Origin of the sequence: Salinivibrio siamensis, from assembly GCF_001996005.1 — a bacterium.
Taxonomy (GTDB): domain Bacteria; phylum Pseudomonadota; class Gammaproteobacteria; order Enterobacterales; family Vibrionaceae; genus Salinivibrio; species Salinivibrio siamensis.
On sequence record NZ_MUFB01000001.1, the window covers coordinates 156,819 to 170,650 of the forward strand.

The window sequence follows — 13,832 nt, forward strand, 5'->3', positions numbered from 1 at the left end:
TTTTTTTCATCGCTCCTCAGCGACTGAGCCTACTCCGCCTCGAGATAAGGCTGCCAATCAATGGGCGTCTTCCCTTGCGCCTGAAGCAACGCATTGGTTTGTGAAAAGTGCTGACAACCAAAAAAGCCACGATGCGCTGACAGCGGTGACGGGTGAGGCGCGGTGAGCACATGGTGGCGCTGACGATCGATCGCTTTACCTTTTTTCTGGGCGTGCGCGCCCCATAATAAGAACACCACGCCTTGGCACTGCTGGTTTACCGCATCGATGACACGATCAGTAAAGGTTTCCCAACCCAGTTTGGCGTGTGAGTGCGCTTTTCCTTGCTCAACGGTGAGCACAGTATTAAGCAACAACACACCTTGTTCCGCCCAGCTTTTCAAGTAACCGTGAGAAGGTGGCGTAAAGCCTTCAATATCGGTGGCAAGCTCCTTGTAGATATTGACCAATGACGGTGGTGTTTTCACACCCGGTCGCACAGAAAAGCACAGCCCGTGCGCTTGGTTCGGCCCGTGATAAGGATCTTGACCCAGAATCACGACTTTCACCTCGCCCAACTCGGTGTAACGAAAGGCATTAAACACATCTTCCTTCGGAGGAAAAACCGTTACCCCCTTGGCACGTGCTTGTTCTACATAGGCAAGGGTTTCTCGGAAATACGCTTGTTGTTTCTCATCAGCCAATACTTGCTGCCACGTTTGCGCCTGAGTCATGGTTGCTCCTTTTGATTATATTGGCGCTATTCTAACGAGGCAGCATGGCAAAATCAGTGTGTGCAACGATCTTTTGTTCGTTCGGTGTGTGAGTGGTAATGACGCTGACAGCGGCCTTGTACCGCGCGGTTAGGGGTCGGTAAGCTCGCACGCGTCATGGTTGGCTTAATCATGGGGCATTCCTCATCATTGTGGATTCATCATTAGCAATGAAATTTTAATGCCAACTTTATAAAAGCAATAAAGTCATGGTGTTAGCCTATAAGCTGATCAGCCTAAGTCACACAATGAGCACAAGTGGTGCAAATTTGCCTCTTTTTTGCACACACTTGTTTGCGCACACGCCACTTTCACTTGTAATTAAATTACTACATTTTGAATCAAAAAATCCCCGTGAGACTCGCAGCGCGGAAGCGGCCGTGCTACAGTCCTCACTGTAGTTCAAAAAAGATTGATATAAGATAAATATCATAATGTTAATTATGAGATAAAATTGATTTAGGTCAACAAAACCCCACTCTTTAAAGGGTATATATAGGCACTCTAAATGATGAAATCTTACATCATAAAAGTCACTATCATAAAAGGGGATAGGCCATGATCACTGGTATTCAAGTAACCTCAGCGGCCAATGATGAACTCGTTAATTCTATTTGGTTGATTGATAAAGACACCGATCAAGCGCGTTGTGTTTGTGCTAAACAAGGCTTTGAAGCGGATCAGGAAGTTGCCCTATCTTCTTTGGGTGAATTCGATTACCGCGAGGTGAATATCGAGACACAAGCGATCAACGAAGGCGGCCAGCATCTTAACGTCAACGTATTGAAGCGTGAAACGCTGGAAGATGCAGCAAAGCACCCAGAGAAATACCCACAGCTGACCATTCGCGTCTCCGGTTATGCGGTACGTTTTAACTCACTGACGCCTGAACAGCAGCGCGACGTCATTACACGTACCTTTACCAGCTCACTATAAGCGCATTGCTTTTCGCAAGAGCGCTTACACTGAAACAGCCCGCTATCGCGGGCTGTTTTTTCAGGCATAGGCTGGAGTGCGTTGCTTCTACCCGTTAGCCATTAATGTCTAATAGGTAGTCTCGTAGCACTTGGAAATCCGCCTCTTGCTCACGAGAAAGCAGCGTCATTTTCGCGTGTTTCGCGAGCGGCCCAGGCAGGGGGATATCTTTATCCAAAATGGCATCCACCGACTCTTTAAATTTCGCCGGGTGGGCGGTGCACAAGAAGATCCCCTCTTCTCCTGGTTCAAGCTGCTCAGCCAGCAGACGGTAAGCAATCGCACCATGCGGTTCACACAAATAGCCCGCGTGAGAGAGCGATTTTAAGCTCTCAGCCGTTTCCTCATCGTCAGCACGCCCTGAGGCAAGTTCACTCAACGTCCACTGCTCTCGGCGGAAAAGCTCTTCGATACGTGGCCAGTTGTTAGGCTGACTCACGTCCATGGCATTGGATAAGGTGGCGACCGTTTGCTGCGGAGACCATTCCCCCGAGTCCAAATAGCGCGGTACCGTGTCATTGGCATTGGTACCCGCAATAAAGCGCTTAATCGGCAGCCCCATCGCTTTAGCAAGCAAACCGGCCGTGAGGTTACCAAAGTTACCACTTGGCACCGATATCACCACCTGATCGCGTTTACGCGGAGGGAGCTGCGCCACCGCCTCGAAGTAGTAACAAATCTGGGCCATTAAGCGGCTAATGTTGATGGAGTTAGCCGAGTTAAGACCAATGGCCTGACGAAGCTCGCTATCATCAAAGGCTTGCTTGACCATGCTTTGACAATCGTCAAAGGTGCCATTAATCGCGACCGTATGGATATTGCCGCCGAGTGTGCAAAAGAGTTTTTCCTGCAGCGGGCTGATTTTGCCTTTCGGGTACAAGATGACGACATCGATATTATCAATACCGTAGAACGCATGGGCAACAGCCGCCCCGGTATCCCCAGATGTTGCCGTGAGGATGGTGATCTTTTTGCCATCAGAGACCGCTGCCAGCGACTGCGCCATAAAACGGCCACCAAAGTCTTTAAAGGCGAGCGTCGGGCCATGGAAAAGCTCTAGCGCGTGAATATTATCTTTCACCTGGGTAAGCGGTGCGGCAAAGCTAAATGCGTTTTTAACCAGTTCACTCACTTGCTGTTTAGGCAGCTCATCGCCAATTAATGCAGATAAAATTTCGCTACTGCGCGCCACCAAAGGCATGGCCAGTAATGCCTCGATGTCGTCGAAGTGGGGCAAGCTCTCGGGAAAAAAGAGCCCTTGGCCACGACCTAAACCTTGCTGGACCGCCTGAGAGAATGACACGGTTTCACTGTGATCTTTGATGTTATAAAGCTTCATGCCTGACTTCCTATTTCTTTCGCGCCCTGTCCATCAATGCGACATACATGAACAAAGCCATCATCATTTTGTATATAGTGCTCGCGTAACCATTGCGCGACACGCTCTGCCACCTGTCTATCGTCACAAATGCTAAATAGGGTTGGCCCTGAACCGGAAATCCCCGTCGCCAATGCGCCACAACTGGCGGCATACTCGCGCGCTTCAACAAACCCCGGCAGCAGTTTTTGTCGGTACGGTTCAGCAATCACATCGCAAATTAAACTCGCCGCGAGCTTAGGCTGTTGCGTGTGACACGCATGAATAAAGCCGCCGAGATAGCGCCCATGGGCGATCACATCTTGCCGGCGATACTGGGCGGGCAAGATGGTGCGTGCTTCTGCCGTCGACACCTTGATGCCCGGATACGCCATCACCCAATACCAGTTTTCAAAGTGTGGTACCGCTTGACTGATCACCCCTTGGCTTTCCAGCATGAGCTGCACGCCACCAAGATAACAAGGCGCGACATTGTCATAATGTAAGCTACCGGAGATGGACGCTTCCATTTCTCCCATCAGCGCTAACATGCGAGTCTCATCGAGCGCATGGTCATGAAAGCGATTCAACGCATCGAGCGCGGCGACAATCGAGCATGCACTGGAGCCAAGTCCTGACCCAATAGGCATATTCTTTTCAAGCACCATGGCAACGGGTTTCACCGCCAAGTCATGGCTTTTAAGCGCCTCGGCATAGGCCAAGTACGCCTGATAAACGATATTATCCTGCTGATTAGCGGGTAGCTTATCGATAAAGCGGCCTTGGCAGCGCAATGAAAAAGCGTGGTTTCCACCGTCTGCCACTTCCACCACATCGCCCAGTAAACTACCGTCGACAGGACTCACCGCTGCCCCTAAGACATCGAATCCCACACTGACATTACCAATCGATGCAGGTGCATAAACACGGACTGCCATAACTAGACTCCTAACTTCCAACCCAGTGTACGCATTAAGTCCGCAAACACCCCGGCGGCGGTCACTGCGGTTCCCGCGCCATAGCCTCGCAGCACCAAAGGAATCGGCTGATAGTACCGGCTATAAAAAGCCAATGCGTTCTCACCCTCTTTGATTTTGTTCATGGGGTCATCGTCAGATACCGCTTGGATTTTGACGAAACAGCGTCCTTCTTCGATACCACCAATATAGCGCAATACTTTGCCTTCTTTGGCGGCAGCCTCGGACCATTGTTTAAAATATTCATCGGCTTGCGGCAAACGCGCCATAAAGGTTTCCACATCACCGGACTGATCAAAGCCAGGCGGAAGCGCAGGTTCGACCTCAACATCATCAAGCTCAAGCTCCATGCCAGCTTCACGTGCCAGAATCAACAGCTTACGTGCCACGTCCATGCCCGATAGATCGTCACGCGGATCCGGCTCAGTAAAACCGTTTTCACGCGCGACCTTGGTCGCCTCACTAAAGCTGGCGCCGTCATCTAACTTGCCGAAAATGTGGGAAAGCGATCCCGATAAGATCCCAGAAAAGCGTGACAGCTCATCCCCTGCCGCAATCAAGTTTTGCAGGTTTTCAATCACCGGCAGGCCTGCGCCCACTGTGGTCTCATACATAAATTTGCGGTGCGTCGCGCGGGCCGCCTGACGCAACTGGTGATAGTAAGCCATGCTGCTGGTATTGGCTTTCTTATTAGGGGTAATCACGTGAAAGCCTGCACGCAAGAAATCAGCATATTGATCGGCGACCTGTTGATCAGCGGTGCAATCGATCAACACAGGGTTAATGATATGATTACGCTGAACTAGCTGGATCATCCCCGCTAAGCTGAACGTAGACAGGTGGTTGGGGAGTTCATCACGCCAGCTATTTAGATCAATGCCTTGGCTGTTAAGCCACATCCCTTTGCTGTTCGCTAAGCCACAGACCCGCATCACAATGCCTTGTTGCTGGAGCTTGGCTTGTTGGCGGCGGATTTGCTCAATCAGCTCACCCCCCACACCACCGACACCGACGATAAACACATCCAAATGATGCTGGCTATTAAATAAGTTCTCATGACAGGCTTTAACCGCCTCAGAGACTCGCTCTGAAGGCACCACCGCAGAAATAGCGCGTTCCGATGAACCTTGAGCAATCGCAACGATATTAACATTGACTTCTGCCAACGAGGTGAAAAAGCGCGAGGCAACACCTTTCGACGTGCGCATGCCATCGCCCACCAAAGAGACAATCGACAAATTATCCATAAACTCGACAGGCTCGAGCAGACCATCTTTCAATTCAAGCTCAAAATGGTTACTCAGCACCTTGTCGGCTTTTTCTTTGTCCTGGCTTTGAATACAAAAACTGATGCTGTACTCAGAAGAGGATTGAGTAATCAACACAATCGACACCCCCGCCGATGACATCGCACCAAATACGCGTGATGCCATCCCTACCATGCCTTTCATACCAGGGCCTGATAGGTTGACCATGCTCAAATCGCTTAAGGTGGTGATGCCCTTAATCGCAAGCTTGTCCTCCCCGCTATCCTCACCAATTAAGGTGCCTCCTGCTTGCGGGTTCGCCGCGTTTTTAATCAAACAAGGGATATGAAAGCGCGCAATCGGTGCGATGGTTTTGGGGTGTAACACTTTCGCGCCAAAGTAAGACAGCTCCATCGCTTCTTGATAGCTCAGCGATTTGAGCAAGCGCGCATCCGGTACGAGGCGAGGGTCACAGTTGTACACCCCATCGACATCTGTCCAAATCTCGCAACACTCGGCACGTACACACGCTGCGAGTACCGCGGCAGAGTAGTCTGAGCCATTCCGTCCTAGGGTCACCAGCTCGCCATTTTCATTCCCCGCCATAAACCCTGGCATTAGACCAATGTGTTTCGCCGGGATGGGCGATTGTTTGAAGCGTTGCGATGAGACTTCGATGTCGACTTCAGCACTTAAGTGACTGCCCGACGCGGCAAAGTATTCCACCGGGTCAATATCGAACACTGCATACCCACGCGCCTCGAGTAGTGCATGCATCGCTGCGACCGACAAACGCTCACCTTTACTGACGACACGTGCGTAGGTGCTATCTGGGCATAAGCCCAATAAGCTCATGCCATGCACATATTGGCGAAGCTGGCCGAGACTGCGTGTTAATTTATCGAAAAGTGGCTGGGTATCGAGGTTGGGTTGACGCTCAGCTAGGCCATGAAACAAGCCGACGAAAAGCTGCTCTAGCTCTTTAAGCGGCAATTCCGCTTCACCATGTTTGACCGTGTTCTCAACCACTGAAACGAGGATGTTTGTCACCTTCGCTGGGGCGGATAACACGGCAGACACCTCGCTCTGCCCCTGGTTACTGACAATGATATCGGCAGCGCGACTGAAGCGCTCAGCATCGGCCAGCGACGTGCCACCAAATTTTAAAACTCGCATCCGTTTGGGACCTCTCTTTTAAGATAAAAAAAAGCCCGTACCTGGGAAGGTACGGGCTTTTTTGGAAATTCTGTGCGTATCAGCCCGCACCAACACATGATGTGCCAGTAATAATAATGGTGGTTGTGGTGGTCTGGGTGCTGATCGTTAGTTGCATGTGTGTTGCGTATATCATTTGTTTTGTTTGATTCTCTCTAGGTGTATCGAATCATGTTGCTTAGGTCAACAAAAAAGTGATCCTGATTGCTTTTTCAACAAAACTCTGCGAGCTTGAACAAGGGAGCAACCAGATCGCAAGGAGCGCGAATGACCCAAGAAGCGATGGCCCAGTTAGTCGCCAATACCATACTACAAGGCTCGGATGCTATGTATGGCCGGTTTCTCGATGTCACCTCCGGTGCGCAGGAGCGCTTTGAGCAACAAGACTGGAAAAGTGTTCAACAAGCGCTTAAAACGCGTATCCAGTTCTACGACCATCATGTTGGTTTGGTCAGTCAACAACTAGGAGCCATGCTCGGCAAAGCGCACGCCACACGCTCCTTTTTGATGGCAGTCAAAGCGGCTTATGTCACCTTGCTTGATGATTACCCGCGTTACGATATCGCTGAGAGTTTCTTTAACTCTGTGTATTGCCGGATCTTTGAACACCGCAATATCCGTCGCGATAAGCTGTTCGTGCAAAGCTCCCAAGGGGGGCGGATCCCCAAATATCCAACCCCTTTATTAAGACGCTTCCAATCGCAAGCCGGCATTTACGCCACCTTAGAGCGGATGCTCGATAGCACCCCGTTTACCCTACCTTGGCGGGATAAAAGCGGCGATCTCAAACGTGTGACACAAATACTCCAAGCGCGGTTTGGCCCGCAACTTACCATGAGCTTTACCCTCGAAATGGTTCGTCAGCCTTTTTTCCGTAATAAAGGCGCTTACCTTATCGGCCGACTCGATATGGCTAACCAGCGCCGGCCTTTGGTGCTGCCGCTCGCGATCTCCGAGCAAGGGGAGCTATACATAGACGCCTGTATTACCGACAGTGATGATGTCAGCATCGTGTTTGGTTTTGCCCGCTCGTACTTCATGGTCTACGCCCCTGTGCCGGCGGCGTTGGTGGACTTCCTTAACCAGCTGATGCCCAACAAAACGCCCGCTGAGCTCTACACCGCGATTGGTTGCCAGAAGCACGGAAAAACCGAGCTATACCGTGAGTTTCTTTACCACCTGGATAACTCGGATGACTTGTTTGATATCGCGCCTGGGGTCAAAGGAATGGTGATGTCGGTATTTACTCTGCCTTCCTATGGGTTTGTGTTTAAGATCATCAAAGACAAGTTTGCCCCGCAAAAGCAAATGACCCACGCCCAAGTAAGGGAAAAGTACCGCCTGGTTAAAGAACACGATCGGGTTGGACGCATGGCCGATACCCAAGAATACCGTAACTTTATTTTTCCCCGTGACCGCTTTAGTGACGCCTTAATTGATGAACTCCTCGAGGTTGCCCCCTCCTGCGTTAACGTCACCGACAACGAAGTGCGCATTCGCCATCTCTACATGGAAAGGCGCATGATCCCGTTAAATATTTATCTCGAAAAAGCCGAGCCGGACGCGATCACCCAAGCCGTACAAGAATATGGCGATGCACTCAAAGAATTAGCCGCCGCCAACATCTTTGCCGGCGATATGCTGTTTAAAAACTTTGGGGTCAGTCGTCACAATCGGGTCATTTTCTATGATTACGATGAGATAGCGTATCTCACTGAGGTAAACTTTCGCCATATTCCGCCACCTCGCTACCCAGAAGATGAACTGGCTGCAGAGCCTTGGTACAGCGTGGGCGACAATGACGTATTCCCAGAAGAATTTCGCACATTTTTACTGGTTAATCGTACCGTTGCCGACGAGTTTGATCGCCTCCACCCAGAGCTGTTTGAAGCTGGTTATTGGCAGCAACTGCAAAGCCAGGTAAAGGCCGGGCATTTTCATGATGTGCGTCCCTACAGTGAAGAAAACCGGTTAGGACACGCGACGCTCTCACCAAAAACGGCCTAATATTTGCTCAGTCATCATGTGTTAACCGCACACTGGCGATTTACCGCCTTTGTGCGCCAATAAAGTGGCAAATCGTCAATATATTGGCAGTTTAGTCTATCGACCGTTATCGGCACGCATGAGGAGAGAGACAAAATTCGGCAGTAGTATCTATTTTTTGTCTACACTGATCGCAACGCATCAGCGTCTTCTAAGACTGAGCTAAGCCTAAAAAGAACAATGAGGCACAGGATTTGAGTATAAAACAACTAGGACTGTTGACCCTCGTCTTACAAGCTGTGGCAGCGCCTGCGTGGGGCCAACCGTTAACTTGGCAAACGCTGCCAGCTGGGACAGCTGATCACTTCTTTATTCAGTCTATCCCATCGGCCACACAAGGTTTTGACAGTTGGACCATTCAGTCAGGCTATCGTTACCCACTCAGTAATGTATCTGTTTATATGGGCACGCAACTGAAAAGCGAAAACGACCAACACACCACGCAACAAGGGTTGTTAAGCGGGATTGAGTACCGTTTTACCGACAAGCTGCGTCTTTCGAGCCAAATTAGCCGCGATAATGACGATACCCTGATCGATCAGTGGGGCGTCAGCAGTCGCTACCAGTTGAGTGAGTCGATTGATGTGAATGCCGGGCTAGATGTCGAGTTTCGTCCCGAAACCTCCCCCGAATCGATTTATCAACTCGGGGTTGGATTGCACTTTTAACCCGCCGCCCAGATTAACTGACCAGTGGCTCTGCACACACAATCACGCCATTTTGATCGGCATACAGATAATCACCTGCTCTCACAGACACGCCGTTTAACGCTAACGCGACATCCACATCGCCCTGATCGCGTTTTTGCGTTTTAATCGGACAGACACCCAGAGCCTTAATACCGATCGGCAAGGTCGCTAGCGTCGCCGCATCGCGAACCGGCCCAACGATGACGACGCCTGCCCACCCATTATCAACAGCGCTTTGTGCGATAAGATCGCCCAGCAAGGCTCTATCCATTGCACCAGAACCATCCACCACCAGCACCTGGCCCTCACCTGGGGTAGCCAGCATCGCCTTCACTTTGGAATTATCGTGATAGCAACGTACTGTACGAACTCGGCCTTCAAAGCAGCAATGAGCGCCATAGTTCTGCCACTGCAGTGGGATCCATTGCACCGCCTCCGGGTGGCTGTCACATAAGTCCGGCAATTTATCGTCCATGATGCCTTTCTCCTTTTTCGTTGAGGGAAAGAGTTAGCGAGTGGCTGCCGTAAACAAGGATGAAAAACGCACGTTCAGTGATTGCGGTGTGAACGCATCCATCAAAACAGGCAACAACCATAAACTATCATTCTCTACCCAATAGATGGCATTTTGTTGCCATTGTTGCGCCAATAACATGGCTTCGTGCTTATCCAAAGCAACCGCAAAACCCGGCTCATACCAACTCCCATCCGGCGCCCCACCATTCATTGGCCAATAGCGTATCCCTTGTTGTGTCATTGCACTTTCAAGCTGAGCATTACGCGATTGATTCTCTTTCTCAGATAAAGGTTGGCTACGCGGATTAAATGCGGTAAGAATAGCAAATGCTTCGGCATCTGGCGCTTGAGGAGCGTGAAACGCGATCGATTGGTAAGTTTTCCACAATTCTTGCTGGTTATCAGGATCACACATTGTTTACACCTACTCGTAACGCATACTATGCTTAGTGACTAATTATGCGTCATTATTCAGAAAGTTAAGTTAAAACGCGTCGCTAACTGACATTTAACATGCTTTTGATTGGGGTCAATAAAGGATGAAAAAAATCATCAACCCTTATCCTAATATATTGTTAGCGTGCTGTTAAATGAATACAATTGGCGATAATTAATGGATATCAGAGTGATTGGCTTGGTGGTGCACTCATACTGCCACGCCCCGTCTTAAGCTGGAACTCACGGTGCGTTGTCTAGCATCGACGAACACTTCTCTATGGATGGCGTGCCATATGTTAGTTGCGAGGTTCGCGGTAGACACTCCTCGCATTTTTGTAAATTTTTTTCACAGGCTAGACAGTCTAGACTGTGAAGTGCAACCGGATTCTATTTAGATATTAGGTATCGCCAATGCAAACCCCGCAAATTCTGATTGTAGAAGATGAACAGGTCACACGTAACACGCTGAAAAGTATCTTTGAAGCGGAAGGTTACAATGTGTTTGAAGCCAGCGATGGCGACGAAATGCATCAAGTCCTGTCTAACCATCATGTTCACTTAGTGATCATGGATATTAACTTGCCAGGTAAAAACGGCTTGTTGCTCGCGCGCGAATTGCGTGAACAAGGTGACATGGCGCTGATGTTCCTCACTGGGCGTGACAATGAAGTCGACAAGATTCTCGGGCTCGAAATCGGTGCCGACGACTACATTACCAAACCGTTCAACCCACGCGAACTGACTATCCGTGCGCGTAACCTGCTCACACGTGCCATGAGCAGTGTCAACGACAGCGAAGAAAAGCGTAACGTCGACGTGTATGTCTTTAACGGTTGGACACTCGACATCAACAGTCGCTCGCTCATTAACCCAGAAGGGGAAACCTTTAAGCTGCCTCGCTCTGAGTTCCGCGCCCTGCTTCACTTCTGTGAAAACCCAGGCAAAATTCAGACGCGTGCTGAGCTGCTTAAGAAAATGACGGGTCGAGAACTTAAGCCGCACGATCGTACCGTGGATGTCACGATCCGCCGGATCCGTAAACATTTCGAATCGCACAATGACACACCAGAGATCATTGCGACCATCCATGGTGAAGGTTATCGCTTCTGCGGTGAAATCGAAGAGCAATAAAGAGTCGTTGAGAGACGGTGCATGGTTTAAAGACTGCGTGTCGAACTCAAGAAAAAGGCGCCGATTAAGGCGCCTTTTTTCTCTTTGTCGCTTGCTGGTTTCTCAGTGGGCTCGCCAGCCAGAAGCGCTACGCTTGCTCGTCTAACCACGCTTTGAGCACATCCAGGTCGTGCTGATAGCCATCTTTGATTTCATCAATCCAATCCGCAATGTTTTCCCACCACGCGGGGAGGTCGGGTGACTGTGCTTTTTGCGCCACTTTTTGAATATGCTTGAGTCCCACCGATCCTGCAGCGCCCTTAATTTTGTGCGCTTCAGAAACAATGCCTTCTTGATCTCGTGCCGTCATATTCGAGTCGAGGATGGCGATGTACTCTGGCATGGTTGACTCAAACATCTCAATGCTTTGTTTCACAGGGTCTATACCCACTAACTCCACATACCCAGTGAGCATATCCATATCGAGTAACCGCTCTGCTTGTTCATTCGCGATAGGACGGCTCGGCGCGGGCTCATTCACACTCTCGACGTCTGTCACCATGTTTGATGACAAAGCATACTGCTCAATCACCTGGTTAAGCGCACTCACACTAATGGGTTTGCTGATCGCATCGTCCATTCCGTTGGCAAGATAGCTATTTTTGTCATTAATAACATTGGCGGTCAGCGCAACTAAAGGTGGCAGTTGCGCATACTGCTCTCGCCAAGTAGCCGCGATATCAAAACCGGTCATATCGGGCAGTTGAATGTCGAGCAGCGCCAGATCAAACGCGTCTGGCGAGAACACATCTAACGCCGACTGCCCATCGCGAGCGACGGTCACCTGGTGCCCCAAACTCTCAAGCAAGCTGGTAGCAACAGTAATATTGAGCTCAATATCCTCCACCAATAAAATACGCAGCCTGCTTTCCACTGGGGTGAGTGCCGGTGTTTCGTCTTCTCCAGGCTCACTCAATGGCACCTTGACGGTAACCGTAAAGGTACTCCCCTCGCCCTCTTCACTGTCGAGGGTAATATCCCCCCCCATCAAACGGGCCAATTTGCGCGATACCGCCAAGCCAATACCTGTCCCAACGGCATGTAGGTTTTCCCCTGCCTGTTTAACTTGGTAATACATGGCAAAAATCTTGTCTTGTTCATCCGCGGGGATCCCGATACCACTGTCTTCAACGTCAAAGCATAAATGGGCTTGGTCACCGTCTACTTCCGCACTGACTGTAATGATCACACAGCCTTGCTTGGTAAACTTGACCGCATTACCGACGAGATTCCATAGGATTTGCCGCAGCCTCGTCGTATCAACCGCCACATAGTCAGGGAGTTCGGTCACTCGCTCAAGTTCAAAACGTAAGCCCTTTTGCTCGGCCATCAACCCTGAAATATTGTCGATTTCGGTAACAAACTCATTTAAATCCACACTGGTGGGATGCAGAGAAAGACGTTTGCGATCAGATTTGTCTAAATCAATGATGTCGTTAAAAATATTTCCCAACGTGATCGCACTGACATAAATCGTCCGCAGATAATTACGTTGCTTATCATCCAAGTTTGACTCCAGCAACATGCGGCTTAGCCCAACAATCCCATTGAGCGGGGTGCGCAATTCATGACTAATGGTGGAAATAAACGCTGTTTTTTCTCGGCTCGCTTTTTCAAGCGCATCTTGGTAGCGCTTACGCTCAGTAATTTCTCGCCCAAAACCAAGCAGCCCAAGGTGCCGCCCATCTCGGGCAAAGAAAGGCACTTTGCGTAATTCAAAATAGGCTTTACGCCCGTCTTGATATTCAAGCCATTGCTCGTAGGTTATCGACACATTGGCGTCAAACACTTGCTGGTCGGTTTCGACCACTTTTTCAGCGATATCTTCGCGATAAACGTCCCAAGGTGTCAGCCCTTTGAGCGTTTTCTCGTCATAACCGGTTAGCTCTTCCATCGCTCGGTTACAACCCGAGAACTGACCATCAGCGTTGCGGTAGTAAATCAAATCTGGGGAAGCATCAATGAAAGAGCGGAGTAAGGCGGTTTGCTCCGCCAGCTCCAACTGCGCTTTTTCACGCTGATAAACTTCGTTTTCAAGATCTTTAATCGCCTGCTGCCGCGCACTCTCCGCTTTCTCACGCTCTTCTATTTCCGAGTTGAGTTGCTCAATATTTTCGGTGAGTTGGCGGTTAAGGCGCATATCACGCGCACGCATTTCTTCCAGCTTAGAAACCAGTTTTGATAACCGCTGACGAGACTCCTCCAGTTGATCAACCACCACCGACAGAAAGTAAACCGCCCACGGCGTGATCACCAGGCCAAAGAAAACCGAGCGAATGATATCAATATTTTGAACCGTGCCTTCAAGGACTAAGGTAATCCCCACTTGCACCACTACCGCGAGCGCCACGAGCGCCAAAGCCAGTAGCATGCTAAAGCGCACTATGCCTAACTTGACCAGCAAGTCGACGTAATATTGGGCAAGGACTTTAAGTTGTTTCATATAGGCT

At 49.9% G+C, this 13,832-nt stretch carries 11 protein-coding genes and 1 other annotated feature; of the genes, 4 read left to right on the forward strand and 7 right to left on the reverse strand.

Features of this window, described 5'->3' with window-relative positions:
- Positions 1 to 29 precede the first annotated feature (29 nt).
- Complete coding sequence (gene ung, locus BZG73_RS00750; RefSeq protein ID WP_046074060.1) at positions 30 to 713, reverse strand: uracil-DNA glycosylase; 684 nt, start codon at positions 711 to 713, stop codon at positions 30 to 32.
- A gap of 597 nt (positions 714 to 1,310) precedes the next feature.
- Here ung and grcA point away from each other — a divergent pair.
- Positions 1,311 to 1,688, forward strand: a complete 378-nt coding sequence (grcA, locus tag BZG73_RS00755) for an autonomous glycyl radical cofactor GrcA (RefSeq protein ID WP_077667334.1) — start codon at positions 1,311 to 1,313, stop codon at positions 1,686 to 1,688.
- 94 nt (positions 1,689 to 1,782) lie between these two features.
- Here the strand turns inward: grcA and thrC are convergent, their stop codons facing one another.
- The 3 genes from thrC to thrA are packed head-to-tail and all read right to left on the reverse strand — an operon-like array spanning position 1,783 to position 6,484.
- The gene (thrC, locus tag BZG73_RS00760; RefSeq protein ID WP_077667335.1) at positions 1,783 to 3,066 is read right to left on the reverse strand and encodes a threonine synthase; all 1,284 of its coding nucleotides are present in this window, start codon (positions 3,064 to 3,066) and stop codon (positions 1,783 to 1,785) included.
- Positions 3,063 to 4,022 (reverse strand): homoserine kinase, encoded by a 960-nt coding sequence (thrB, locus tag BZG73_RS00765; RefSeq protein WP_077578954.1) that lies wholly within the window; start codon positions 4,020 to 4,022, stop codon positions 3,063 to 3,065. Before thrB ends, thrC begins: the two co-directional genes overlap by 4 nt.
- A gap of 2 nt (positions 4,023 to 4,024) precedes the next feature.
- On the reverse strand, positions 4,025 to 6,484 hold the full coding sequence (gene thrA / locus BZG73_RS00770) for a bifunctional aspartate kinase/homoserine dehydrogenase I (protein ID WP_077667336.1): 2,460 nt from the start codon (positions 6,482 to 6,484) through the stop codon (positions 4,025 to 4,027).
- 24 nt (positions 6,485 to 6,508) lie between these two features.
- Positions 6,509 to 6,625: a sequence feature (Thr leader region), on the reverse strand.
- A gap of 165 nt (positions 6,626 to 6,790) precedes the next feature.
- On the opposite strand from thrA, the gene aceK reads away from it, so the two are divergent.
- A complete protein-coding gene (gene aceK / locus BZG73_RS00775) occupies positions 6,791 to 8,530 on the forward strand; it encodes a bifunctional isocitrate dehydrogenase kinase/phosphatase (RefSeq protein WP_077667337.1) in 1,740 nt (579 codons plus the stop codon).
- A 233-nt stretch (positions 8,531 to 8,763) separates the two neighbouring features.
- The gene (locus tag BZG73_RS00780; protein ID WP_077666507.1) at positions 8,764 to 9,237 is read left to right on the forward strand and encodes a hypothetical protein; all 474 of its coding nucleotides are present in this window, start codon (positions 8,764 to 8,766) and stop codon (positions 9,235 to 9,237) included.
- A 13-nt stretch (positions 9,238 to 9,250) separates the two neighbouring features.
- On the opposite strand, the gene BZG73_RS00785 is transcribed toward BZG73_RS00780, so the two are convergent.
- Positions 9,251 to 9,733, reverse strand: coding sequence for a putative 4-hydroxy-4-methyl-2-oxoglutarate aldolase (locus tag BZG73_RS00785; RefSeq protein WP_077667338.1), 483 nt, complete (start codon positions 9,731 to 9,733; stop codon positions 9,251 to 9,253).
- Between the two features lie 33 nt (positions 9,734 to 9,766).
- On the reverse strand, positions 9,767 to 10,189 hold the full coding sequence (locus tag BZG73_RS00790; protein WP_077667339.1) for a DUF3293 domain-containing protein: 423 nt from the start codon (positions 10,187 to 10,189) through the stop codon (positions 9,767 to 9,769).
- Between the two features lie 434 nt (positions 10,190 to 10,623).
- Here BZG73_RS00790 and arcA point away from each other — a divergent pair, with 434 nt between their 5' ends.
- A complete protein-coding gene (arcA, locus tag BZG73_RS00795; protein ID WP_046074051.1) occupies positions 10,624 to 11,343 on the forward strand; it encodes a two-component system response regulator ArcA in 720 nt (239 codons plus the stop codon).
- Between the two features lie 127 nt (positions 11,344 to 11,470).
- Here the strand turns inward: arcA and arcB are convergent, their stop codons facing one another.
- Entirely contained in the window at positions 11,471 to 13,825 is a 2,355-nt protein-coding gene (arcB, locus tag BZG73_RS00800; protein WP_046074050.1) for an aerobic respiration two-component sensor histidine kinase ArcB, read from the reverse strand.
- Between the last annotated feature and the right edge of the window lie 7 nt (positions 13,826 to 13,832).

Coding starts and splice junctions, on each gene's coding strand:
- ung (WP_046074060.1), bottom strand. CDS start 713: ATGACTCAGGCGCAAACGTGGCAGCAAGTATTGGCTGATGAGAAACAA.
- grcA (WP_077667334.1), top strand. CDS start 1,311: ATGATCACTGGTATTCAAGTAACCTCAGCGGCCAATGATGAACTCGTT.
- thrC (WP_077667335.1), bottom strand. CDS start 3,066: ATGAAGCTTTATAACATCAAAGATCACAGTGAAACCGTGTCATTCTCT.
- thrB (WP_077578954.1), bottom strand. CDS start 4,022: ATGGCAGTCCGTGTTTATGCACCTGCATCGATTGGTAATGTCAGTGTG.
- thrA (WP_077667336.1), bottom strand. CDS start 6,484: ATGCGAGTTTTAAAATTTGGTGGCACGTCGCTGGCCGATGCTGAGCGC.
- aceK (WP_077667337.1), top strand. CDS start 6,791: ATGACCCAAGAAGCGATGGCCCAGTTAGTCGCCAATACCATACTACAA.
- BZG73_RS00785 (WP_077667338.1), bottom strand. CDS start 9,733: ATGGACGATAAATTGCCGGACTTATGTGACAGCCACCCGGAGGCGGTG.
- BZG73_RS00790 (WP_077667339.1), bottom strand. CDS start 10,189: ATGTGTGATCCTGATAACCAGCAAGAATTGTGGAAAACTTACCAATCG.
- arcA (WP_046074051.1), top strand. CDS start 10,624: ATGCAAACCCCGCAAATTCTGATTGTAGAAGATGAACAGGTCACACGT.
- arcB (WP_046074050.1), bottom strand. CDS start 13,825: ATGAAACAACTTAAAGTCCTTGCCCAATATTACGTCGACTTGCTGGTC.